The sequence below is a fragment of the Paenibacillus sp. PastF-3 genome (assembly GCF_029893135.1).
In the GTDB taxonomy this organism is placed as follows: Bacteria; Bacillota; Bacilli; order Paenibacillales; family Paenibacillaceae; genus Paenibacillus_AQ; species Paenibacillus_AQ nitricinens.
Genome location: NZ_JARXWM010000016.1, coordinates 103,438 through 125,725 on the forward strand (window position 1 = coordinate 103,438; position 22,288 = coordinate 125,725).

Sequence of the window (22,288 nt, forward strand, 5' to 3'; positions counted from 1 at the left end):
CTTCCTCCTTTACCTAAACTTCTTACCCTTTACGCAAAGGGTCCTTTGGTTTCAACAATGTAGGCCGCCCGGTTAAAAATTGCAAAGGCATACGGAATATAAAATCTTTCCAATTGACTGTCTTATTCGGGACTGCCAGACCAAGATAGGGAACACCAAAACTCTTCAGCTTAATTAAATGACTACTAAGCAAAAGAAAAAAAAGTACAACACCGTATAATCCAAAGATCGCTGCAAAAAACATGGCTGCAAACCGGAGCATTCGAAGCGTCATCCCTGCACTATACATTGGCATAGAGAAGGACGAAACAGCCGTAACTGAAACTACAATGACTAAGATAGGACTCACAATTCCAGCTTCTACTGCGGCTTGTCCGATGATCAGACCGCCAACAATCCCCATTGCCGGACCGATAGGTTTAGGCAAACGAAGTCCAGCCTCCCGTAAGATTTCAATCGATATTTCCATAATCAATGCTTCGATCAATACAGTGAAGGGAACGCCTTGCCTGGAGGCAATAATGGAAATGGCCAGCTTTGTTGGAATCAATCCAGGTTGGAACGAGAGAAAAGAGATATATAGTGCCGGCGCAAACAATGATATCATTGCCGCAAAAAAACGTAACAGACGTAGCAGCGACCCTACCATCCAGCGATCGTTATAATCCTCTGGCGATTGCAGTAACATCCCGAAGGTAACCGGCATAATCAAGGCGAAGGGCGTACCATCAATTAAGATAGCTACTCTTCCTTCCAGGAGTGCTGCCATTACGCGGTCTGGTCTTTCTGTATTCTGAATCTGCTGGAAAGGACTGAAGCTATTGTCTTCGATTAATTGCTCCACATAACCAGATTCTTGAACATCGTCTATATCTATCGTTTTAATTCTTCGTTTGACCTCTTCTACAAGCTCATCATTTGCAATATCTTTGATATACGTTAGGATCAATTCCTTCTGCATTCTCTTGCCTACAGTAAAAGAAATCATCGCTAGCTCCGTACTCTGCCCGTGTCTACGCAGCATTGCCGTGTTGTCGCTTAATGTCTCATTAAATCCGCTTCGCGATCCCCGCAAGACTGCTTCAGATTCTGGCTCTTGAATCCCTCTAGTAGCCCCCTTTGGACTACTAAGCACAAAAACCTCTGATATCCCCTCTACGAGCAGTATGGCAGATCCAAATAACACTTTTTGAAGGGAGAGGTATACATTATCCGTGAGCTCAACTTCCGAAATGAGCAATATTTCATGGATGAGAATATCTTGTAGATCTTTCGCTTCCGGTATGGTATTCATATCCTTAAAAGGCTGATACGCATTCATTAACGGCTTTAATATATTCTGATCCATTTTGTCTTTGTCCGTTAGCCCGTCTACGTACAACAACGCTGCCCTTGTCTGTATGCTTCCGATTCGCAATTCCCTTATATTCACATCATGCATATCCGCACTGATCTCTTTGAATGTCTGCAAATCCTCGTTTAAATGACCACTGTAAGTTAATCTTTCACCCTTATCCTTAGTTACTTTATCTGTGCTTTGCTGCTCCTTAGACCCTTCTGAGATGCTTTTCCCTCTGGATGCTTCTCCATATGGAACTCCCCCACCTTTGCTGCCTATGGCTTTTTTAGCCCTGGTCGTTATTCGATCTTCTTTAGCTTTAGCCCAACTTATTGAGCGAAGTATGATAAACGGGACGCAGAAGATCATAATCCCTTGGAAAACCACTTCCCAACTTGGAATTAATTCTATTACCTCATTCCACACCGCTAACACCTCCTTCGTAGCTGTGACCGTATTTTTTACCGAAGATGGATAATTCATGCATACAAAAAAGACCCCACAGTATGGGGTCTCCCTAAGTTAAACTTCATATGATCTTTAGAGCGTCATGAGATCATCTTCAGATCCCATAATTAACAAATTTCAGAGATGGTAAGGTGCTAGCCTTCGGCGTTCGGCTGGCGTGATTAAAGTTTATTGCGGCAACATGCGAGTGGTGATCGCGATGCGATTCCATGCATTGATTGTAACAATTGCCATGATGATCTCGCCAAGTCGCTTAGTATCGAAATGGCGCTCCGCTTCCGAATAGACATCGTCCGGTACATGTCCTTGCGTCACGAGCGTAACCGATTCGGTCAGGGCAAGTACTGCGCGCTCCTCGTCGCTGTAGAACGGCGCTTCACGCCATGCGTTCAGCATGTAGATGCGCTGTTCCGACACGCCTGCCTTGCGGGCATCCTTCGTGTGCATATCTATACAGAAGGCGCAGCCGTTAATTTGTGACGCTCTGATTTTGATTAACTCCAATAACGACTTCTCCATGCCTGTCGATTGTACGAACGCTTCAAGACCCATCATTGCTTTGTATGCGGCTGGAATTTCACCGGCCAGATCCATTCTTTGTTCCATGGGATAGCTCCTCTCCGGCTATAGACCGGTTATCTTTTGATTGTTTCACTAATAAGACAATGCAGAAGCTCCGTTTGTGACAGGTTACCCCATTCGTTGTAATTTATCGGGATTGAGTACGATATAAATATGCTCGATCCGCTCCCCGGCCGTATCAAGCTGGAAGCTTATCGCCTTAAGCGGCCGGCCATCCCGATAGATGACGATGCCCAGCTGGCCGTTAAGTAGCACCATCCTTTGCGAATCTCCGAGGAAGCCCTTCGTAATGACGCCTTCAATGAAAGCTTGAACACGATCTCTGCCCGTGATGGTGAAGATCGCTGCGCGAACTTTACCACCGCCGTCCGACGTAAGCAGCGCGTCCTCGGCCAGCAGACTAACAAGCGCATCGACGTTGCCGCCTCGCGCAGCTGCAAGGAATGCTGTCGCTAGAGGTGTTGCCTGAGCCGTATTATCTGGTAGAACGGGCGATTGTTGATGCAGCTTATCATTAGCGCGGCTAAATATTTTTCGACAGTTGGCTTCTGATTTTCCTAATACATCGGCAATTTCGCTATATTCGAAAGCGAAGGATTGGCGCAAGATGAAGACGGCTCTCTCGACAGCCGATAAATGTTCCAGCATGACGAGCAGGGCGTAGGATACATTTTCATCGTGATCGAAGAGATCAGCAGGATTATCGCCGCTTCCATTCGTAAAGCTGACGAGCGGCTCCGGCAGCCATGTGCCGACATATTGCTCTCTCCTTATACGGGCGGATTGCATATAGTTGATGCAACGATTTGTAATCATACGGATTAAGTAAGCTTTCGGATGGGTGATATCTATGGTTTGTAGCTTGCTGTACTCGATGAATACGTCTTGAACGAGGTCCTCTGCATCTGCTATAGAGCCGGTCATACGGTAAGCGATTGCTTGCAGCAGAGAGTGATAGTTGGTATATGCGACCTGAAAATCCATACGGGCTACTCCTTCCAAAGCTGTGCCTTTCATACCGTCACGGCTCACCGCGGCGTCTACATCGTTCAGCGGATGATCAACAATATAGACGCTCTCCTAGGGCTTTACGTCTAGCCTATCGAGCGTACGCAGGAAAATATCCGGATGTGGCTTATTAATGCCTTCTCAGCTTGAGATCAATATAGCATCAAAATACAACGAAATTCCAATGCCCTATGCTTGAATAACCTTGTTCAATATCCCTTGGTAGGCTGCTATCGGACGTAAGCCAACCAACTTTTCCATGGGTTGCCCATCTTTATATACAATGACTGTAGGCATCCCCATAACACCAGCTTCCCCAGCCAGATCCGGCAGTTCGTCACAATTCACCTTTACGATAGAAACATCGTCTCCATATTCTTGATGAAGGTCCTCCAAAAGGGGCAGCAGTACCTTGCAAGGGGGACACCATGGCGCACCGTAATCTACCAACACCGTTCCACCACCGCGTATTTCTGCTCGCACCCAATCAGCGCTATCTGCATTTGAAATAGCCATTTGTCTTTCCTCCTCATAGTTTTCATCTCCAGCAGTACCTACTCCAAACTCTCCAGTGTACATGCCTCTAAACTACACTCGTTCTGCTCTCGCAAGATAGATGCCATTCTTTCTTCCAAATTGTGCTTAATCTGATTCAGTTCTACAAGCTGACGTTCAATCTCTTCAAGTTTACTGTGGTATAGTGGCATCACTTCTGCGCAGAAGGCTTCTTTGTTCTTCAAGACACAATGTAGAAAGCCCGCAATCTGTTCTGTGGACAGACCCAGGTTCAAATATAATTTAATCGTTTCTACCGTCTCCACAGCGAGTGGAGAGTACTCCCGATATCCATTGGCCTGACGGATCGACGAGATTAATCCTTGACTCTCATAATAACGAATTGACCGGACGCTTACGCCCGTTAATTTAGCAAGCTCACCTATTTTCATATCATTCTCCCCGGGGTTCATGAGAATTGTTCTACCCCAGTATAAACCCTGACACCAATGTCAGAGTCAACAAAAAAAATCCAACCGTAGTTATCCCACAGTTGGATTCATTATGATGTTACAACATCCTACAATAATCCTGCCGCCCAAAGCCCGCCTCTACGAATCATTTCGCGGAATGGCTCTACCGAAAATGAAGGTAAATGGTGCCCCGGCATTAAATAAACTACCCGCCCCAGGCCAAATTCATGACACCAAGCCGCTTGTCGCATCGCTCCCTCATGAGGATATTCAGCGAGCACCGTCGTTTCAAAATGAGGATGCATCTCAAAATAATATGGCTCATCTTCAATCACAAATTCTTCAATTCCCTGCATAATGGGATGCTCACGTGCGGGAATGGACATCTGCAGAGAAGTAAACTCTGGATGATGGGTGAAATGTGCGCCCAGCATAACACCAAGCTCCTGATTCCGTTGTAAGGAAATTCCGTTATGTACCACTAGCAGTCCGCCCCCGCCAGCCACATAGGATAGCAAAGCAGCGCTTTGTTCCACCGGGATTTTGTCATCCGAAAATTCGGTGTAGGAGATTACCAGCTTGTGGTCAGACAACGTTTTATTATTAAGAAGCCCGTAATCCTCTGAAGAGAACACCTGAAGATCATTGGCCAGTATTTGCTCAATCTCCCGGTCCACGCCTGCAAAGGGGTGATATTTAACCTCCCCGTAGCTTCCAAGTGCAAGTGCTTTTAGTGTAGACATATGATCAGCGCCTTTCTTCTTATCTTATTTGAGATATCGTACTACCACGGCCAAGAGCTTCCATCCATATCCAGATAGGCCGGTTCCTCGCCCATATATTTTGAATGATTCAATACAAGACCGATAATCTGCTCTGCCGACTTTTCCGGTGTCGTGTCCGCTTGCTCATCCTTCTTACCCTGCATAAAGGTCTGCAGCCAGCCGGGATGGAACACCATTACTTGACCGCCAAGTGTTCTCAGATGATTATGCATCAAGGAGGACTGCATATTTAGTGCTGCCTTCGACATACAATAGCCATACATATTGATACGCTTATTTCGGGCAATACTACCCGCTTCCGAGGAAATATTGACGATTAACTTATCCTCACTTTGTAGCAGCAGTCCCATAAGTGCATTGCTGACTCTTAACGCGCCAAGCGTATTTACATTATATATTTCTGCCATGCCTTCATCATCCAGCTCTACCAGCACAGTAGCATTATCAGCAGAACGAATAATCCCTGCATTATTAATAATAATATCGATATATCCGGTTTTACTTGCTATTACTCTTGCAGCCTGTTTCACACTGTCTTTAATACTGATATCTAGGGGGATAAGCTCCAGTTGATCAGGATATCGCTCTTTAAGCGCTTTCAAATCTTCTGATTCTTTCAAAAACTGTCCTGCAAATACGGAGAACTGTTTGGCCAGCAACGAGCGTACGAGCGACAGTCCGAGCCCCCGGTCTGCTCCAGTTACACATGCAACTCTCTTCATTCTTCTGAACACTCCTATCTCCTAGCGATATGGTTAGGCATGTTGCTTCTGTCCACCTTAGCATGCTGAACTCTTTTTTTCAACGCAATTGGTTTCAGGTATAGCGCCTCTTGTGCAAGCCTTTAAGAATCCTTTTTGTTTTAATTTTGATATATGTTACAATCATGATTACAGGTTGTTAACAACACAATTGTTAGCAAGCAATAACGCCTTCAGCGTCCTTTAGGACGGTAAGCGTTTATGCGAGAAATATAAGGATAGTGTATAACGTGAAGCTTATACTCTCTTATATTTCAAAATAACGATCCCAGGAGGGTGATACCTATGTCTATTCAACAACTCCATACGCTGGAGGATCTTGAGCAATATGTAGCTAAGCCTGGCAAGAAGCTGCTGTTCAAACACAGCACGACCTGCCCGATTAGTGCTAAAGCTAATGAAGAGTTTCAGGCTTATCTGAAGGATGCGGATACTGCCGCTGCAGTGGTCTTAGTCATCGAGGATCGTCCCGTTTCCAATCAAATTGCTGAGGATTTTGGCATCAAACATGAATCTCCACAACTCTTCCTGCTTGAGGACAATGAGGTTCGCTGGAACACTTCCCACTGGAAAATCACAAGAGATGCAATCAAAGAGGCTGTGAACCAATGAGTGAGCCAGTGATTGTCTATTCAACCGCAGGGTGCAGTGACTGTAATTTGGTTAAAACCTATCTTACAGAGCAGGGTATCCCTTTTGAAGTAAGAGATGTTATGACCAGCACAGTCTATCAAGAGGAAGTTGAGAAGCTTGGATTCATGGGCGTTCCTGTCACTGTAGCAGGGGATCAAGCGATCAAGGGATTTAATCTTCCTGCGCTCAAAGCACTCATCGGAGCTGCCCAATAATTCAGCCATTAAACTATTCAGTACATGATGTAATTCATAGCTGTAAAAAAAGGGTATCCTCATAGCCAATCGGCTTGAAGGTACCCTTTTTCAAAATATAAGAATCTATAATTTTCACGCTATACATTATCCTTGTATTTCTCGCATAAACGCTTACCGTCCTTTAGGGACGGCGAAGGCGTTTTTATTTGTTAGTCTTAGTCTATGCTTCCACACGTATGAGATCTGCCACGACCAGCACATCCACGTTTCTGGCAGAACGCAGAATCTGCTTGGTAACATCGCCGTGAATACTTTTTCGCAGCCAGGAGCGTTGTGATTGACCGATAATAATCTGAGTGCTCTGCAAAGCTTGAGATCTTTCAAGCAGCAAGGACGCCACTCGGGCAGGAAGCGCGCTCTCAATCATCTTAAACGTCCCACCCAGTCGTTCCGTCAATTCCTTTAAATCAGTTATTCGTTTATCATAAACGGGTCCATGCTGTTTAAATTCCTGCACATACGTAACATACCAGCAAGCTTTTAGACGATATGCGATCCGAAAACCACGCCGAATTAAGCGCTCCGCATGATCCCCCAAGGTGATACACACATAAATGACTTCCTCACGCCGCCAAGGCCCCCGTAACGAACCGACACGTTCCCAGGATTCCAGCCGCTCATCCACATCGTCAGCAATTTCCCGCAACGCCAGCTCCCGAAGGGCGATCAAATTCCCGATTTTGAAAAAAGCCCCCAGCGCCTGATCCACCTTGGCCATGGCATATATTTTCCCATCCTTCATTCGTTCTTGAAGCGTCTTGGGTGATACATCAATAAGTTCTACCTCGTTAGCCCGCTGTAGAATGCTGTCCGGAAAGGTCTCTCTTACTCTAACTCCTGTAATTTGCTCTACGGCATCATTCAGGCTTTCTAAATGCTGCACATTCACAGTAGAGATCACAGATATTCCCGCATCGAGCAGCTCCATAACATCCATATACCGTTTCTTATGTTTGCTGCCTGGCATATTGGTATGGGCGAGTTCATCCACTAGGACGACTTCTGGATTACGCTGTATGATAGCTGCCGTATCCATCTCCTCAAGGACAGTCCCTCGGTACTCTATACGTAGACGTGGTAGGATCTCCAGATCACCGATTTGTTCAAGGGTTTCTTGGCGGCCATGCGTTTCAAGAAGTCCGATCACAACATCAATCCCTCTCTTCAAGAGATCGTTCCCTTCACGCAGCATCTTGTAAGTCTTGCCCACACCGGGAGCAGCCCCAATGTATACCTTAAAGGTTCCTCCGTGAATCGCATCGATTTTATCCTTTACTTCCTGGCTGCTTAATCTGTGATAGGCATCCGCTTTCCGTTCATTACGACGCTGCCGGGTTGGAAGTACACGTTCTCCCTCTCGGTCTGCGCGATCCGCCACGAAGAACACATCCACACCTCTGATTTGCTTCAGTAACGAATTGGCGATCGAACCTTTCCATAACTCCTGCCAAGCGGTCTGGTTGGAGTGTCCCATAACGATCCGGGTAATGTTGTGCCGGGTTGCGTATTTTACCAACAGATGAGGGATCTCCCTTTTCGAGCGAAAAGTTATCTCTTCCATAGAGGCACCAATCTTCTCGGTCAGCTTCCAGAGGGAGCGCTTAAAGGTTGCTGCTTCTTTAGAAAGGGTGAGACCCTGCTTCGAGAATGACACCACTGAAAGATCCCCATTTAACCGCTTGGCAATCTGCTGTCCACGGCGGATATGGATCGAGCCATTCCAATAATACTGTGCCGATACCAACACCTTTTCTGCGATCCCTGAAGCTCCCAGCAGCCCCTGTTCTTCTCTGTGTTTCTCCAGTGAATCATTAACATCTTCAGCAACCATTCTAAGTGCCAGTTCCCGCAGCTTGCTTATATTCCCCTTGTTAAAAAGCGATCTTTGCTGATGTTTACTTAAATGGCCGTCGGACAAGCGCTGAAGTATCTTCTCCGGCGTCACATCAATTAGAACGATATCATCAGCAAGGGTAAGCACCTCAACAGGAAGGGAATGCTCTACCTCAATTCCGGTCCATTTCCGCACTAAATCCGCAGCACCCTCCAGTTCGTATACGTTTACAGTTGTGATAACACTTATCCCATTGCTCATTAAGTATTTGATATCGTCCAGTCTTCCAGATCTTTCCGCACCCTCGCGATTCTGGTGGGCCAGGCCATCGGTCAGCACAACCTCAGGATTACGAGCCACAATAGCTTCCACATCAAGATCCTTCTTCTCGAACTCCTTCTGGAACCAATGAATACTTGGAATCCGTTCCAAATCGCCCAGCTGATCCTTAGTTTCTGGGCTTTGATTCGTTGAAACTGCACAGATCACGACATCAATTCCCTGCGCTTTAAGTGCCTGGCCCTCACGCAGCATCTGATACGTCTTGCCCGAACCACTAACTGCTCCTATATAGATCTTAAGACGTCCCCGATGCAGCTCATAGATAGAGAGCAGCAGTTCCTCCGGCGTCTTCCTCCGGTATGTTCCCATCCAGACCACTCCTTAATAACCCCGATCATGCATGTACTCTTCTGTTCCAAGAAGAAACGACGTTGTCGTCCTTCAAAGATGACAGCCGTTTCTCGTAGAAATATAAGGATGATGAATATGTGAAACTTATACTTTCTTATATTTTAGAAAGCAAGATATCCCTGCCCGATTCTAATGATCTGGCAGGGACATTTACTATATTTATTGGTTCGATAATTTCAGAAGCTCCATGTTCAGCTTCAACACATTTACCCGTTCTTCACCGAACAGCCCCAAGTCCCGACCCTCAGTATGCTTATTCACGAGCTCTTCCAGCTGTGAGGCAGGAACACCGGTTAAGTTGCTAATTCGAGGAATCTGCACAATAGCCGAAGCAGGTGTAATATGCGGATCCAGCCCCGAACCCGAGTTGGTTACCAGTGCCACTGGTAATTTATTCACAGGCACATCCGGGTTATCGAGCTGCCACTGCGTAATGAAATCCTTGGTCCGCTGCAGCATATCCGGATTGGATGGAGCGTAGTTATTGGAGCCTGAAGCTTCTGCTTTATACTCAATACTAGATACACGACCATGAAATAAAGCCGGGTTCGTAAAGTTCTGCCCGATGAGCTCCGAGCCAACGACTACTCCAGCATCATCCTTAAGCAAGCTACCGTTCGCTTGCGACGGCATCAGAACCTGGGCAAGCGCTGTAGTCGTCAGAGGATAGATCACTCCGCAGAGAACAATAAATATTAGACTTAGTCGTACAATAATAAAGAAATAAGCACCTTTCGATGATGATAACTGCTCTTCAGTGTCCACCATAGCGTTTACTTTATTCACGATGCTCTCACCCTTTCAATGATTAGTCAACACGTCATTAAATCCATACACTTACGATCATATCAATGAGCTTGATGCCCGCAAAAGGAACAACAACTCCGCCTAGCCCATAGATAAAAATATTACGTCCGAGCAGCTTCGTAGAGCTCATAGCTTTATACGAGACACCCTTCATAGCCAGTGGGATGAGCAGCGGAATAATAATCGCATTAAATATTAATGCCGATATAATAGCCGAGCTTGGTGAGCCTAGCCCCATTACATTCAGAGCTTCCATTTCCGGAATGGCTAGCATGAACATCGCCGGAATAATAGCGAAATACTTCGCAATATCATTCGCAATACTGAAAGTTGTCAACGCGCCCCGCGTCATCAATAGCTGTTTACCAATCGCAACGACCTCAATAATCTTCGAAGGGTCAGAATCCAAATCAACCATATTTGCCGCTTCCTTAGCGGCTGTCGTACCGCTGTTCATGGCTAAGCCCACATCAGCTTGTGCAAGGGCAGGGGCATCATTGGTACCATCCCCTGTCATCGCAACCAGCTTGCCTTCGTTCTGTTCGCGGCGAATGACTGCTATTTTATCCTCAGGAGTACTTTCAGCGATAAAATCATCTACACCCGCTTCGCGGGCAATTGTAGCTGCGGTCAGCGGATTGTCGCCCGTACACATGATGGTCTTGATCCCCATTTTCCGCAGCTCATCAAACCGCTCTTTCATGCCTGGCTTAACGGTATCCTTCAAATAAATAAGTCCATAGATCCGGTTGTCTACTGCAACCGCTAACGGGGTTCCCCCCATTCGGGCGATGGCATCAGAATTACTGTCCAGATTCGCGGGAATGACCCCGCCTTTCGACTGCACCCATTTCTTCACGGAGTCTACCGCACCCTTACGTACGCAGCGTCCATCTTGGAGATCAATACCACTCATCCGAGTTTCCGCTTTAAACTCTACGAATTCCCCGCCTTCAGCAAGCTTGTTGTCATAGCTGCGTTCCAGCTTCTTAGCCAGTTCAATCACAGAGCGTCCCTCAGGCGTCTCATCCTTTAAAGAACTGATGGCCGCCCATGCCGTAAGCTCCGCTTCCAATTCATTTCCAACAGTTACAAATTCACTCGCCATCCGGTTCCCAAAGGTAATCGTACCAGTCTTATCTAGGATCATCGTATTAATATCGCCAGCAGCCTCGACTGCCTTACCCGACATCGCAAGTACATTAAACTGTGTCACCCGGTCCATACCCGCTATTCCGATTGCCGAGAGTAGTCCCCCGATGGTAGTCGGAATCAGACAGACCAACAAAGCGATCATCACGGGAATATCAAGATCAACACCTAGATAAGTTGCAATTGGCCGCAAGGTCACTACTACAATCAGGAAAATCAGCGTCAAACTGATCAAAAGCGTATTTAGTGCGATTTCATTCGGTGTCTTCTGACGTTTCGCCCCTTCAACAAGGGAGATCATTCGATCTAGAAACGACTCACCAGGATCACTTGTAATTCTGACTGTAATCTCATCACTGACGACCCGTGTACCACCTGTAACGGATCCAAAGTCCCCACCAGCCTCCTTGATTACAGGTGCAGATTCACCTGTAATCGCTGATTCATCTACGGAAGCTAGCCCTTCAATCACTTCACCGTCACCAGGGATGAGTTCTCCCTGACTGACGATGACAATATCTCCTTTACGCAGCTCGGAGGAAGAGACTGTCTTCACCGCTCCTCCAACCAGTTTGTTAGCTGTGATATCTTGTTTTGTTTTTTTGAGCGAATCGGCTTGGGCTTTACCCCGGCCTTCCGCCAATGCTTCAGCGAAGTTCGCAAATAGCACTGTGAATAGCAGAATGAACAACACAGTGATATTAAAGCCTATCGATTGCTCTGCATTAAAATATCCAGGAGCCAGCACCATGAGGAGGACAATGATCGTACCGACCTCTACCACGAACATGACTGGATTTTTGATTAGCGTTACTGGGTTAAGCTTTATAAAACTATCCTTTACAGCGCTAAGGAGTATGGGTCCCGTCAGCAGCTTTTTTCTTTTTACAGTACTCATCTTATTCTCCCTCTTCCTACCGTAAGGTTAGATATTCTGCAATGGGACCGAGTACAATGACCGGCAGGAACGTCAACGCACCAATAATCACTACGGTACCAATCAGAATTCCCGTAAACAGTCCATTGTCTGTGCGGAACGTGCCAATCGTCTCAGGAACCGGCTTCTTCTTAAGCAGAGAACCTGCTACCGCCAGCATTGCGATAATAGAGACATAACGACCTAGCAGCATGACAATCCCGGTTGTAACATTCCAAAAGGTTGTGTTGTCCGCAAGTCCCTCAAAGCCTGAACCATTGTTCGCGGCAGAAGAGACATATTCATATAACACTTGACTGAGCCCATGGAATCCAGTGTTCGTAATCGCTCCTTGCCCCAAATCGGTCAGGAATGCACCTGCGGTTGGCACAAGGATAATGAATGGATGAACAAGGATCGCAATGGCAATCAGCTTCATCTCCTTGGCCTCTATCTTCCGTCCGAGAAACTCCGGTGTTCTACCAACCATCAATCCACATAGGAAGACTCCCATGATGGCATACATCAGCATATTAATTAGTCCGACACCTTTCCCACCGAAAACATTGTTGAGCATCATCAGTGCAAGAGGCGTAATGCCTCCCAGTGGCGTCAGCGTATCATGCATATTGTTAACACTACCTGTTGTAGCTGCGGTTGTTACTGAAGTAAACAAGGAAGACTGCGGTATGCCAAAGCGTACCTCTTTCCCTTCCATACTACCTTGTGAAGATTCAATTCCCAGTGCATTGATCGCAGGGTTGCCCTTTGATTCTGCATAAAAGTTCAGGCTTAATAGCAGTACGAACAAGGTCATCATCGCAGTAAAAATCACCCAGCCCTGACGTTTGTTCTTCGCAAACAATCCGTACATATAAGGTAGCGAAGCCGGCAGCATCCACATGGAGAGAATCTCCAGAACATTCGTAAGTGGATTAGGGTTCTCAAAAGGATGTGAGGAATTAGCCCCGAAGAAGCCGCCCCCATTCGTGCCCAAATGTTTGATCGATTCCAAAGAAGCGACTGGCCCGATAGCAATTTGTTGGGTTTGCCCTTCCAGAGTAGTGACCTCAAGCGAAGGCTTTAGCGTTTGCGGCACATGCAAGCCTACCAGCACCAATGAAACTAACAAAGCTAGTGGAATGAACACACGAATATGTGCTTTGACGAAATCCTCGAAGAAGTTCCCGACTGATTTCTGGCCTGTGATCCCTCTGACAAAAGCAACCGCAACAGAAAATCCGCTCGCTGCAGACGTAAACATCATCATCGTGATGACAGCCATTTGTGAAAAATACGAAAGACCCGTCTCCCCGCTATAATGCTGCAGGTTCGTATTGGTCATAAAGCTGATCACCGTATTGAATGAAAGCGTCTGTTCCATATCTGTAATTCCATTCGGATTTAGCGGTAATCCTCGCTGTAATCTAAGAACAATATAACTGAAAGTAACGAGTACGATATTCGTTAAAACAAAGCTGAGCGCATACTTCTTCCAGGTCATACCGTCCCGTTGTTTCAGGCCGATCAGCTTATAAATTCCTTTTTCCATACCTCCAAACCATCGATCCGTACGGTTCGGTTCATTAGAAAATACATGATATAAATATGTGCCCATCGGCTTAACCAGCAAGATGAGAATCACAATTACAGCAACAATTTGTAAAATGCCCATGAATGCCCCTCCTTAAAATTTCTCCGGATGAATCAATGCGTAAACCAGGTATACAAATAGCAGTAGGGTAACAGTGATGACTAGAATCACAGCTTATCCCTCCCTGTATCGTCAACTACACTAGCGCACCAGCGCATAAATCCATAAAATAACCCGTAAATTACAGCTAATGAAGCCACCATATACAGATCCATCATATCTCCCGCACTCCTTCTTTTATCCTTAATGAGGTGATTTATCGATCAGAAAATCAGCATCACCACTGTGGGAATAGATTACATAACTTGCGCCAAGTCTTTTATAGACCAATCTAGGATTTATTGAGCTTGTGATTACAAAAATCGGCTGTGTCGTCCAAGTGCGGCACATCTGAATATAGCGGCAGCATAACGTAAAGCTGCTCTCGAACAGATATACCCGGCCTACCGGGAACGGCGGGCGAAACCAAGTATTCTGATGGCGGGTATCTACTAGAACAACTTGCTCAATCCCCATCTCTTCAAGTAGGGACTTCTCAGGCAAGTTGTTGGTCAATCCGGCCATCTTAATGCCTCTGAATTTTAGAAGCTTAATAAAATGTTCTCCTGCCTTCGTTGGCGCACATACCAGTACATATTCATTCTGATCTGTCATCTCTTATTCTCCTCAAATGCTTTGCTTGTAAGATCAGAGCTTGATCACCCTGGTCTTGAAAGAAAAGCTACCGCTAATGATGAATATAACGACCTCTTTGTGAGGTTTTCCATAAATGCTTTGCTTAAAAAAGCACAGCAAAAAGCCACAAAGGATTCTCCTCTGTGGCTCGCTAGCGGTCACATTGCACTCATCCTCTCTCCATACGCTTACGAGGTTAGCTGTCGGATTCGGGCGGTGAGAGTCGCCCTACCTGTAGAGGATGCGAGCACACTCGCATCCTCTACAGGATTCACCCCATAACCGGCTTCCGACTCTCACATCGTCTGCCGATTGTTGGTTCCCCCGCTTTCCTTATCGGAAATTAAGCGGATCAAATATTCGATTGTTGTATTGAAACAGGAGTAATCATACCCTTATGCAGGAAGTATTGTAAAACCTGATTGATGCCAAAATAATGCAAATTAAAAACTATTTTCGCATTGGAGAGCGCTTACTTGATATCCAATCTCTCTATATCTCTTGTTTACTCGAATTTGAATCGATTAGCGAAATACGGGCGTACCACGTGATTTTATTCACTACGATTGGACGAATCCCCAAAAATCGCCTTTATAGGTAAGGAAATAAGAAAGCGAGATTAAGCGAGCAAGAGGCTCGATAACTCGCAATAAATACCTATTTGGTTCCCTTTTTCGTCGCAGTCGGCAGGATATGGATAAAATCGCGCTCAAAAGAACACTTTCTGTTTTTACAGAAACACCTTGAAAAGAGTATGATTCGGGTTGAATCTATTTCACAAAATACATTCAACGCTGAGTTCCTGCCTTTGCAGGGAACGGGGGAACCATCAGGCCACATGGCCTACTTGGGGTGAATCCGAAGGAGACTGTTCAAGTCTCACATAGGTAGGGCGACTCTCACCGTCCGAATCCGACAGCTAACCTCGTAAGCGTAAAGAGAGAGACCCTTGATCCGCCACGCTTTGGCACAGGTGTGTGTATACCTGTATTCCAAAACCGCAGCAGAGGTCCTCCTCTTGCTGCGGTTTTTGCGTTACCTGAATCTATAGGGTGATAGCATGCTGGACGGGGTGAAAGGAATGAAACACTATTATTGGGGAACTCAGCAAGGGCTACTGGAGCCGATAAGTCTAAATTATGTTTGCTTTGGAGCGTTGTGGTTCGAAGAGGATCATCACAGAACTATTGTCGGCTATGCTTTTGGTCAGAAGCAGATTGAATCACTTCGCCATTTCAGCAGCCCATCTACCTGTGAATACTGTATGGACCGAACAATTATATACGAAATATATAAAAATATCCGAGAAAAGCAACAGCTGCAGGATTGGTCAGCACACCAACGATTTCCGTGGCTCACCGCTTTTAAGGAACCGTGGAAAGATGTTGAAGTCGGTTGGTACGTAATGAGATCCCGCAACACCTTTCCCTTACATTTATCCGTTATACGAAAACAGAAATTCCGATTATGGCTGGAGCATGCCGCAGTCTGTGAGAATGAAGCTGAAATGCTCGCCTATATAGAGAGGGCTAACGTCGCTCACCATGTTGAGCTTAAGCTTTTACAAACCTAAGGAAGAGAAACCTGTCATGGACCAGCGAAGACTATCTCGCATAGAAGTATTTGTCTTTGATTCACCTGAGCCTATTCACTATGGAATGGAGGCTCATCAAGGCAGCCGGTATGGCATCCTGAAACTTACCTGTAAAGGAGGTAGCAGCTGGGGGGCATGTCTTATCTCTGCCAATACCCAAACCTTCGACCTTATTAAATGGAGTTCTTTTCTCAGAATGATATACCATTGCCGGCTTGAGGAAGCGATAGATAAAGTACGTACCCATGGTTCAGAGTGGGATCAGACTCAGTTTGAGCTAGTGCAAGGTGCTTTACAAGATTTAAAAGCCAAGCTGCAGGGTAAATCCTTGGCAGGGCACATTGAGCAAGGTCGTCTGTACAGAGCTGTTGCTGGTGGGAGAGATTCCAGAGGAGGGCGGCTATATTATAAACCATCCAGTGTTGCGCTTCAAAAACATAGTTATCCAGAACCTGATACCGCCGAGCTTATCAACAAATCCATTTCTTACTTTTCTATATTATAGGTTCATCCCATAACCCCTTCTGAAAGGATCGTGTTTATCATGCCTGACCCCTTACCTGCTGAATCACTCCGTAGAGCTATATTTGCAGAGTGTGTTCAAAAGTGTACGAATGATATCTATGCGCTCAGTTCTATGTTGTTACAACAATCAGCAGAAGCCGAGAAGGTTACTATCCGTACTTTTAAAGAGCTTCATAAAATATTCCGTCAAAAAAGCTTCGACAGCCAGCTATTCTCTATCGAAGCTTACCGCTTTTGTATCCGACAATGCGCTGATTATTACACGCGCCGGTCTCTCCTATCTGCCAAGGCATTGCCTTGGGAGGAACAGCTTGTAAAAACGATGTGGTATGGCCTAAAGCTATCTTTACCTCAAATAAGCATCATCCTGCAAAAGAGTGTTCCTGTACTAAAAGCGCAGCTTAGACATGTGCGGGAGCAACTGACTGTTCAAGAGGATTTGCTGCCTAGTGGTAATCTATCCGTTGTATAGTCTCCTAAAGGGAAAAGACATTTGGTAAGTTTGCGAACTTCATGGACCTTATTGGATCAAAAACACCAACTAACCCCCCATCCATATCGAACAGCTGCACTGGAGTCCGCAACTATCTTCCAAAGGCGGTTTACTCGCAAATAACGCCTGCTGAGTCCGGATGTAGCTAAGATTAGATCTACTCCTTCATAATGAATATCAACAAAGGACAAGCCGCGGCTACATAACTTTTACGATATGTATACAAAAAAGCCACGGCATCTGCCGCGGCTTCCTTATTTCCTACTATTACGCTTTGCTCTTACGCGCCTTACCGTACATCCGCAATCCTGCAATCATCCCTACCATGGCGATACCAGTTAATACACCTTGAGTGAAATCCATTAAAATGGATCCATCTGTCGGGAGCATTCTACTAACCGTTGCCAGAAATACCGAACTCATTAAAAGCATCATATTATATTGTTCACTTTTAGTCATGATTGCCACTCCTTAAAAGTTATATGAAGCCACTTAGATCTTGTAAGCCTTCATCGCTTTTCTGATCTCTTTAATACTTGGACGTTTACCGTACATCAATACGCCCGTGCGATAAATCTTGGCAGCCAACCATCCAAAGATGAACGTGGTAACAAGCAGGATGGCTAATGACACAATAACTTGCCAAATCGCTACTTCACCGACACCAATTCTGAGCAGCATGGTCAATGGAGAGGTGAACGGCACATAACTCGCTACCTTAACCAGCAGAGTATCCGCATTGGAGATACTGAATAGTGGAACATAGAATGCTACGAAGCCTAACATCATAATCGGCATAACCGCTTGGCCAAGATCCTCTGTACGGCTGACAATTGAACCTACAGCTGCATACATCAAGGCATAGAGGAAATAACCCAGTACATAAAGAACAATCCCATAAAGCAACAAGTTAATATTAAGCTGGCCTAAATCCAGGTCTAAATCTTTCAAAATCGTTGCATTATGCGGAAGCTTAAGATTGACGACTACCGCTGCGATAATGACGCCAATTTGTAATAATCCTACTAAGAAGACTCCGATAACTTTACCGAACATTTGCGCTAACGGTGAGGCACTAGTAATCAGAATCTCCATGATCCGTGAGCTCTTCTCCGAAGTAATCTCAGCTGCGATCATATTACCAGTCATCATGATAGACATGAAGAACAGCATAAGCATGGCGTATACAATAACGTAATTAATAGCTGGAGCGGATTCCTGCGACGCATCTTTATCTCCCGCAGTCCCATCAGGGTTGAGCTGCTGAGTAGCTATCTGTACCGGTGTTGACATAGCAGCAATCTGCTCCTGTGTCAGCTTGTCGCCAACAACGAACTGGGTGTTGGCCTGCTGAAGGGCATTTTGGAGATAGATTTGTACATCGCCCTTCAATTCACCACTTTCACTATAATAAGTAACGGGTGGAAGTCCTTCACCAGTCGATTCTGCAAAAGTAACATACCCCTCTACAGTCCCTTCATCTAAAGCTTTCTTTAGCTCCGCATCATCGGCAGAAGTATATTGCACAACTTTCGCCTGCGGCATTCCTTCAGGTGAAGTATATGCCTTCAACAACTCTGCAGCCTGATTTCCATCTTCCGCGATCACAGCAATTTGAGTCTCTGCGTTTGTTTTAGAATCACCCTTAAACTGATCGATGATATACGGAAGATTCATCCCGATGCTGAGCAGCAACACTAGAATTAACGTAGTAATCATGAATGATTTCGTTCTTACTTTATTTTTAAAGGTAAAGCCAATAATTGTCCCCATCTTATTCATGAGATTCACCCACCGCTCTGATAAAGATTTGATTTAACGTTGGTTCCTTAATTTCAAAATGCTCCACTTCACCCTGCGCCATCGCCTGCTGTAGGATACGTTGTGCTGCGCCGATCTCACTGATTGACAACAGATAACCTCTCTCCTGTCGCTGTACTGCTGTTACACCTGCAATTGATTCTAGACCGGTCACTTCGTTATCCGTACGCAACAATACTTGTTCACGAGGATACCCACTCTTAATCGTACGAATATCGCCCTGCACGACAGTATTGGAACGATCCAAAATCGTAATATTACGGCAAAGCTCTTCAACATGCTCCATCCGGTGAGTAGAGAATAAGATACTTGTTCCTTGATCACGCAATTCTTTTACCGTATCTTTCAGTAGTTCCACGTTAACAGGGTCCAAACCACTGAAGGCTTCATCAAGGATCAGAATTTGCGGCTTATGAACAACTGCGGCGATAAAGCCCATTTTCTGCTGATTCCCTTTGGAGAGCTCTTCAATCTTCTTATTGTAATAATCCGGAACCTCAAACCGATCAAGCCAGTAGCGAAGGCTCTTATCTGCATCACTAGCCGACATCCCGCGCAGACGTGCCAAGTAGACGATTTGATCGCTTACCTTTACCTTTGGATATAATCCTCTTTCTTCGGGCAGATAGCCCATGATTTGCTGGAGTTCGCTGTTATAAGGCTTTCCATTATATAAAATATTCCCGCCATCAGGGTAAATTAGGCCAAGCACCATACGCATTGTGGTTGTTTTTCCAGCACCATTTGCCCCCAGTAATCCGTAAATTTCCCCCTTGCCTACCGTTAAATTAATTCCGTTTACAGCGGTTTTTTCTCCATATTGCTTCATTACACTTTCCAGCTTTAAGGCTTCCATTTCTCTAGTCCCCTCTCTTGTGATCAATCAGGATAGGACGGTATCCCTGTGTCCATAAACCCAATATTTCGTCCAATTCCAAACTGCGACTCTTGATAACTTTTACGCCCAAGTCATGAATGCGTTTCTCGTTCTTAGAAAATTGTTCTATGATAAACGAAGCTACACCCGGTGTATCCATGGCAAAGTTTATGCCTCCCGGTAATTCCGCTGATAACTCAGCAAGCTCCTCTTCATCTGCAATATTCACCCACACTTCAGTCCAAGCACCGAATAGACTGTCTTTTTCGGCCATACCCAGCAGTTCACCTCTATGCATAAGTACGATATAATCTGCCAGCCGCCGTACCTCTTCCACAATGTGAGTAGAGATAATCATCGTTGCATCCGTCTCTTCCATATACTTTTGAAGCGTCTCCATCATAATCTTCCAGGCAAAAGGATCAAGGCCAGAAGAGGGCTCATCCAGTAATAACAGACGTGGGCGTGACGCAAGAGCTGCGGCAATTTCAAATTTCCGACGCTCACCTTTAGACATCTTCGAGAGCCTCATATGATACGGAACTTCAAAGCGATCCATCAGATCCTGAAAATACGACTCATCCCAGTTTGGAAACCAATGCTTTCGAAATCGGGACGCTTGTTCCGCATTCCAGTGATTCTCTTCTGAAATCGGATTCTCAGGGACGTAAGCAATAGATTGTCGCAGCTCTATAGGCAGCTCGTTATCATACTTGTTCTCAAACCAATAAATATCGCCTTCCTCTGGGTTCGACAGCTGTAGAAGTAGATTCAGTAACGTGCTTTTACCAGATCCATTCTGACCTACCAAAGCTGTGATATATCCTTGAGGCAGATTCAGGTTTAGCGGTCCAATTGTCTTGCTACGCCGCTGTTTACGTACATTCCGCAATTCTATCGCCATCTGTACCATCTGAGTAAGCGCCCACCTTTCATTCCTGTTCTCTATATTTACGTTCTACAATTTCCAGAAAAATCTGTTCAAGCTCTTCCTTGCTGCAATGTACCGATCGACCGATGTCTACTGCACTCTCAAGCGCTTTGCTGATCGTCTCTCGCTTATATTCCTCCATCGCAGAGGCACCTACATGGGATACAAAGGTACCTGTTCCTTGTCTTGTTCGTAGCAACCCTTCGTTCTCTAGATCCTGATACACGCGTCGCACCGTAATCACACTACATTTCAGGTCTCCAGCAAACTCACGAATCGAGGGGAGCAGCGTACCTTCTGTAATAACACCACTTATGATTAATGATCTAAGCTGAGTCTCTATCTGATGGTAGAGGGGTTCAGCACTATTTTCGTTGATTTGTACGGGTATCCACATGTTTACACCTCGCCTTCCACTCTAGCTTGCTAGAGCGCCGTCCTTGCCATTTCAGATTGTTCATACAAGATCGCGACTCTTGAGTCGATGGATAGTCCATTTAGAGAATAATTGCACGGATATTGTCCCTAGCAGAAGTGTGCCCCACATGATCGGGGATAGCAGCCCCCATTCCTTAGAAAGCGAGATGCTATACAAGAATAGGTTGCCTCCCCCTAGCATAACCAGGAACGATATTGCCCAAGATGCCACTACGATTAGCACGGTTAGCCCTAGATAAACTTTTCCGCTAAATAGATATTCGATAAAAATATATAAGCCTGAAACAATGAGTCCTACACCGATCCAAGTTATAGCAAAAGCAATAAACGCCGGTAATGTCATCCCCTTGCGGTAGTTCTCACCGAGCATATAGACAATTCCGAAGAACAATACACCATTCACAGTAAAGGACCCTATCGCCTGAAACTTTCTCCGAGTTAATACCACTGTCACAGGAATCGGTAAAGCTCGTAAGTAAGCCAACATTCTTGTGTAGGAGTCTTCACTCCAATATTTCATAGAACGACGGGAGAATGAGACTCCGATTAACGGCATTAATGAGAGAAGTAAAAAATCTGCTAACATTGTCCGATCTTGATTAGCTAGCACGTCATTTGTTACCAAACTCATCATTCCAGCCAGATAACCCATAAAAATAATTGTGGTTATGAGTGTTCCAAATACTTTTAATTTGTCTCCTCTAAAATCAGAGCAGACGATAAACCACGAATCCCTTATTGTTCTCATAAATGCTAACCTCGCTTTACAATGTCTTCAGCGTCTTCGGGAAGCAGGTGTTCATATCCCTGTGCTTACTGTATATATCTATATACACAGTATATGTCCCTAATTTACCATTGTCAATCCTGTAAATGGTAAATATTCAAAGAGATTAGGAGGTATTCGCTCCCCTTCCTTTGGAGAAGACCTTACACGCATGAGGGCTGATCATTATTGGGATTAACTAATCAGAGGGTTAAGGATTGCATGTGGAAAGGTTTAATGTATGCGAAGAATGCGGAGTGAGATTACCTCATTGTTGCTTCGCCTATAAGTTGTAGGTTGCAGGATGCGGG

24 protein-coding genes and 2 riboswitches are annotated in these 22,288 nt (G+C 45.4%); of the genes, 5 read left to right on the forward strand and 19 right to left on the reverse strand.

From position 1 onward, the window contains the following. Nucleotides 1-22: 22 nt before the first annotated feature. The 7 genes from M2444_RS25740 to M2444_RS25770 form a co-directional block, all read right to left on the reverse strand. Nucleotides 23-1,765 (reverse strand): spore germination protein, encoded by a 1,743-nt coding sequence (locus M2444_RS25740; protein ID WP_280788361.1) that lies wholly within the window; start codon nucleotides 1,763-1,765, stop codon nucleotides 23-25. A gap of 210 nt (nucleotides 1,766-1,975) precedes the next feature. Then, nucleotides 1,976-2,413 carry a carboxymuconolactone decarboxylase family protein gene (locus tag M2444_RS25745; protein ID WP_094873548.1) on the reverse strand — a complete coding sequence of 146 codons (438 nt, stop codon included), beginning with the start codon at nucleotides 2,411-2,413 and terminating at the stop codon, nucleotides 1,976-1,978. Nucleotides 2,414-2,497: 84 nt separating this feature from the next. Then, the gene (locus tag M2444_RS25750; protein ID WP_094873546.1) at nucleotides 2,498-3,373 is read right to left on the reverse strand and encodes an RNA polymerase sigma-70 factor; all 876 of its coding nucleotides are present in this window, start codon (nucleotides 3,371-3,373) and stop codon (nucleotides 2,498-2,500) included. Nucleotides 3,374-3,586: 213 nt separating this feature from the next. Beyond that, complete coding sequence (locus M2444_RS25755; RefSeq protein WP_094877473.1) at nucleotides 3,587-3,913, reverse strand: thioredoxin family protein; 327 nt, start codon at nucleotides 3,911-3,913, stop codon at nucleotides 3,587-3,589. 38 nt (nucleotides 3,914-3,951) lie between these two features. Beyond that, on the reverse strand, nucleotides 3,952-4,344 hold the full coding sequence (locus M2444_RS25760) for a MerR family transcriptional regulator (protein ID WP_094877474.1): 393 nt from the start codon (nucleotides 4,342-4,344) through the stop codon (nucleotides 3,952-3,954). 128 nt (nucleotides 4,345-4,472) lie between these two features. Further along, complete coding sequence (locus tag M2444_RS25765) at nucleotides 4,473-5,108, reverse strand: ThuA domain-containing protein (protein WP_094877475.1); 636 nt, start codon at nucleotides 5,106-5,108, stop codon at nucleotides 4,473-4,475. A 41-nt stretch (nucleotides 5,109-5,149) separates the two neighbouring features. After that, nucleotides 5,150-5,872 carry an SDR family NAD(P)-dependent oxidoreductase gene (locus tag M2444_RS25770; protein ID WP_094877476.1) on the reverse strand — a complete coding sequence of 241 codons (723 nt, stop codon included), beginning with the start codon at nucleotides 5,870-5,872 and terminating at the stop codon, nucleotides 5,150-5,152. A gap of 324 nt (nucleotides 5,873-6,196) precedes the next feature. Between M2444_RS25770 and ytxJ the strand changes: the two genes are divergently transcribed. After that, complete coding sequence (ytxJ, locus tag M2444_RS25775; RefSeq protein ID WP_042123836.1) at nucleotides 6,197-6,523, forward strand: bacillithiol system redox-active protein YtxJ; 327 nt, start codon at nucleotides 6,197-6,199, stop codon at nucleotides 6,521-6,523. Then, nucleotides 6,520-6,759, forward strand: a complete 240-nt coding sequence (locus M2444_RS25780) for a glutaredoxin family protein (protein ID WP_094877477.1) — start codon at nucleotides 6,520-6,522, stop codon at nucleotides 6,757-6,759. The genes ytxJ and M2444_RS25780 overlap by 4 nt, the downstream gene beginning before the upstream one ends. Nucleotides 6,760-6,961: 202 nt before the next feature. Here the strand turns inward: M2444_RS25780 and M2444_RS25785 are convergent, their stop codons facing one another. From M2444_RS25785 to M2444_RS25805, 6 genes are all read right to left on the reverse strand, one after another. After that, nucleotides 6,962-9,286 (reverse strand): histidine kinase, encoded by a 2,325-nt coding sequence (locus M2444_RS25785; protein ID WP_280788362.1) that lies wholly within the window; start codon nucleotides 9,284-9,286, stop codon nucleotides 6,962-6,964. Nucleotides 9,287-9,487: 201 nt separating this feature from the next. After that, nucleotides 9,488-10,096, reverse strand: a complete 609-nt coding sequence (gene kdpC, locus M2444_RS25790; RefSeq protein WP_094877497.1) for a potassium-transporting ATPase subunit KdpC — start codon at nucleotides 10,094-10,096, stop codon at nucleotides 9,488-9,490. A 55-nt stretch (nucleotides 10,097-10,151) separates the two neighbouring features. Then, nucleotides 10,152-12,185, reverse strand: coding sequence for a potassium-transporting ATPase subunit KdpB (gene kdpB / locus M2444_RS25795; RefSeq protein ID WP_094877479.1), 2,034 nt, complete (start codon nucleotides 12,183-12,185; stop codon nucleotides 10,152-10,154). Between the two features lie 16 nt (nucleotides 12,186-12,201). Then, a complete protein-coding gene (gene kdpA, locus M2444_RS25800; protein ID WP_280788363.1) occupies nucleotides 12,202-13,878 on the reverse strand; it encodes a potassium-transporting ATPase subunit KdpA in 1,677 nt (558 codons plus the stop codon). Between the two features lie 12 nt (nucleotides 13,879-13,890). Continuing rightward, nucleotides 13,891-13,968, reverse strand: a complete 78-nt coding sequence (gene kdpF / locus M2444_RS33650) for a K(+)-transporting ATPase subunit F (RefSeq protein WP_481857536.1) — start codon at nucleotides 13,966-13,968, stop codon at nucleotides 13,891-13,893. Between the two features lie 132 nt (nucleotides 13,969-14,100). Further along, nucleotides 14,101-14,511 carry a hypothetical protein gene (locus M2444_RS25805; RefSeq protein ID WP_280788364.1) on the reverse strand — a complete coding sequence of 137 codons (411 nt, stop codon included), beginning with the start codon at nucleotides 14,509-14,511 and terminating at the stop codon, nucleotides 14,101-14,103. Nucleotides 14,512-14,701: 190 nt separating this feature from the next. Next, nucleotides 14,702-14,892, reverse strand: a riboswitch (cyclic di-AMP (ydaO/yuaA leader). Between the two features lie 422 nt (nucleotides 14,893-15,314). Beyond that, a riboswitch (cyclic di-AMP (ydaO/yuaA leader) is annotated at nucleotides 15,315-15,480 on the forward strand. 133 nt (nucleotides 15,481-15,613) lie between these two features. On the opposite strand from M2444_RS25805, the gene M2444_RS25810 reads away from it, so the two are divergent. The 3 genes from M2444_RS25810 to M2444_RS25820 are packed head-to-tail and all read left to right on the forward strand — an operon-like array spanning nucleotide 15,614 to nucleotide 17,123. Continuing rightward, on the forward strand, nucleotides 15,614-16,105 hold the full coding sequence (locus M2444_RS25810; RefSeq protein WP_280788365.1) for a hypothetical protein: 492 nt from the start codon (nucleotides 15,614-15,616) through the stop codon (nucleotides 16,103-16,105). A gap of 16 nt (nucleotides 16,106-16,121) precedes the next feature. Continuing rightward, the gene (locus tag M2444_RS25815; RefSeq protein WP_094873992.1) at nucleotides 16,122-16,631 is read left to right on the forward strand and encodes a hypothetical protein; all 510 of its coding nucleotides are present in this window, start codon (nucleotides 16,122-16,124) and stop codon (nucleotides 16,629-16,631) included. 39 nt (nucleotides 16,632-16,670) lie between these two features. Next, nucleotides 16,671-17,123: a hypothetical protein gene (locus M2444_RS25820; protein WP_280788366.1), complete on the forward strand. Its 453-nt coding sequence runs from the start codon at nucleotides 16,671-16,673 to the stop codon at nucleotides 17,121-17,123. Nucleotides 17,124-17,411: 288 nt separating this feature from the next. Here the strand turns inward: M2444_RS25820 and M2444_RS25825 are convergent, their stop codons facing one another. The 6 genes from M2444_RS25825 to M2444_RS25850 are packed head-to-tail and all read right to left on the reverse strand — an operon-like array spanning nucleotide 17,412 to nucleotide 21,959. Continuing rightward, nucleotides 17,412-17,603: a hypothetical protein gene (locus M2444_RS25825; RefSeq protein ID WP_280788367.1), complete on the reverse strand. Its 192-nt coding sequence runs from the start codon at nucleotides 17,601-17,603 to the stop codon at nucleotides 17,412-17,414. A gap of 33 nt (nucleotides 17,604-17,636) precedes the next feature. Further along, a complete protein-coding gene (locus tag M2444_RS25830) occupies nucleotides 17,637-18,926 on the reverse strand; it encodes an ABC transporter permease (protein WP_094877486.1) in 1,290 nt (429 codons plus the stop codon). After that, a complete protein-coding gene (locus tag M2444_RS25835; RefSeq protein ID WP_042123817.1) occupies nucleotides 18,919-19,821 on the reverse strand; it encodes an ABC transporter ATP-binding protein in 903 nt (300 codons plus the stop codon). Before M2444_RS25835 ends, M2444_RS25830 begins: the two co-directional genes overlap by 8 nt. A 4-nt stretch (nucleotides 19,822-19,825) precedes the next feature. Beyond that, nucleotides 19,826-20,755 (reverse strand): ATP-binding cassette domain-containing protein, encoded by a 930-nt coding sequence (locus M2444_RS25840; protein ID WP_280788368.1) that lies wholly within the window; start codon nucleotides 20,753-20,755, stop codon nucleotides 19,826-19,828. Nucleotides 20,756-20,774: 19 nt separating this feature from the next. Continuing rightward, complete coding sequence (locus tag M2444_RS25845) at nucleotides 20,775-21,170, reverse strand: GntR family transcriptional regulator (protein WP_094873980.1); 396 nt, start codon at nucleotides 21,168-21,170, stop codon at nucleotides 20,775-20,777. 60 nt (nucleotides 21,171-21,230) lie between these two features. Beyond that, on the reverse strand, nucleotides 21,231-21,959 hold the full coding sequence (locus tag M2444_RS25850; protein WP_094873978.1) for a hypothetical protein: 729 nt from the start codon (nucleotides 21,957-21,959) through the stop codon (nucleotides 21,231-21,233). Between the last annotated feature and the right edge of the window lie 329 nt (nucleotides 21,960-22,288).

Bases quoted from the DNA above. Each gene is read 5' to 3' on its own strand.
- M2444_RS25805 (WP_280788364.1), bottom strand. From the start codon at position 14,511: ATGACAGATCAGAATGAATATGTACTGGTATGTGCGCCAACGAAGGCA.
- kdpC (WP_094877497.1), bottom strand. From the start codon at position 10,096: ATGGTGGACACTGAAGAGCAGTTATCATCATCGAAAGGTGCTTATTTC.
- M2444_RS25745 (WP_094873548.1), bottom strand. From the start codon at position 2,413: ATGGAACAAAGAATGGATCTGGCCGGTGAAATTCCAGCCGCATACAAA.
- M2444_RS25760 (WP_094877474.1), bottom strand. From the start codon at position 4,344: ATGAAAATAGGTGAGCTTGCTAAATTAACGGGCGTAAGCGTCCGGTCA.
- M2444_RS25780 (WP_094877477.1), top strand. From the start codon at position 6,520: ATGAGTGAGCCAGTGATTGTCTATTCAACCGCAGGGTGCAGTGACTGT.
- kdpA (WP_280788363.1), bottom strand. From the start codon at position 13,878: ATGGGCATTTTACAAATTGTTGCTGTAATTGTGATTCTCATCTTGCTG.
- M2444_RS25770 (WP_094877476.1), bottom strand. From the start codon at position 5,872: ATGAAGAGAGTTGCATGTGTAACTGGAGCAGACCGGGGGCTCGGACTG.
- M2444_RS25820 (WP_280788366.1), top strand. From the start codon at position 16,671: ATGCCTGACCCCTTACCTGCTGAATCACTCCGTAGAGCTATATTTGCA.
- M2444_RS25830 (WP_094877486.1), bottom strand. From the start codon at position 18,926: ATGAATAAGATGGGGACAATTATTGGCTTTACCTTTAAAAATAAAGTA.
- M2444_RS25765 (WP_094877475.1), bottom strand. From the start codon at position 5,108: ATGTCTACACTAAAAGCACTTGCACTTGGAAGCTACGGGGAGGTTAAA.
- M2444_RS25750 (WP_094873546.1), bottom strand. From the start codon at position 3,373: ATGGATTTTCAGGTCGCATATACCAACTATCACTCTCTGCTGCAAGCA.
- M2444_RS25835 (WP_042123817.1), bottom strand. From the start codon at position 19,821: ATGGAAGCCTTAAAGCTGGAAAGTGTAATGAAGCAATATGGAGAAAAA.
- M2444_RS25810 (WP_280788365.1), top strand. From the start codon at position 15,614: ATGAAACACTATTATTGGGGAACTCAGCAAGGGCTACTGGAGCCGATA.
- ytxJ (WP_042123836.1), top strand. From the start codon at position 6,197: ATGTCTATTCAACAACTCCATACGCTGGAGGATCTTGAGCAATATGTA.
- M2444_RS25815 (WP_094873992.1), top strand. From the start codon at position 16,122: ATGGACCAGCGAAGACTATCTCGCATAGAAGTATTTGTCTTTGATTCA.
- kdpB (WP_094877479.1), bottom strand. From the start codon at position 12,185: ATGAGTACTGTAAAAAGAAAAAAGCTGCTGACGGGACCCATACTCCTT.
- M2444_RS25755 (WP_094877473.1), bottom strand. From the start codon at position 3,913: ATGGCTATTTCAAATGCAGATAGCGCTGATTGGGTGCGAGCAGAAATA.
- M2444_RS25785 (WP_280788362.1), bottom strand. From the start codon at position 9,286: ATGGGAACATACCGGAGGAAGACGCCGGAGGAACTGCTGCTCTCTATC.
- M2444_RS25850 (WP_094873978.1), bottom strand. From the start codon at position 21,959: ATGAGAACAATAAGGGATTCGTGGTTTATCGTCTGCTCTGATTTTAGA.
- M2444_RS25825 (WP_280788367.1), bottom strand. From the start codon at position 17,603: ATGACTAAAAGTGAACAATATAATATGATGCTTTTAATGAGTTCGGTA.
- M2444_RS25840 (WP_280788368.1), bottom strand. From the start codon at position 20,755: ATGGTACAGATGGCGATAGAATTGCGGAATGTACGTAAACAGCGGCGT.
- M2444_RS25845 (WP_094873980.1), bottom strand. From the start codon at position 21,170: ATGTGGATACCCGTACAAATCAACGAAAATAGTGCTGAACCCCTCTAC.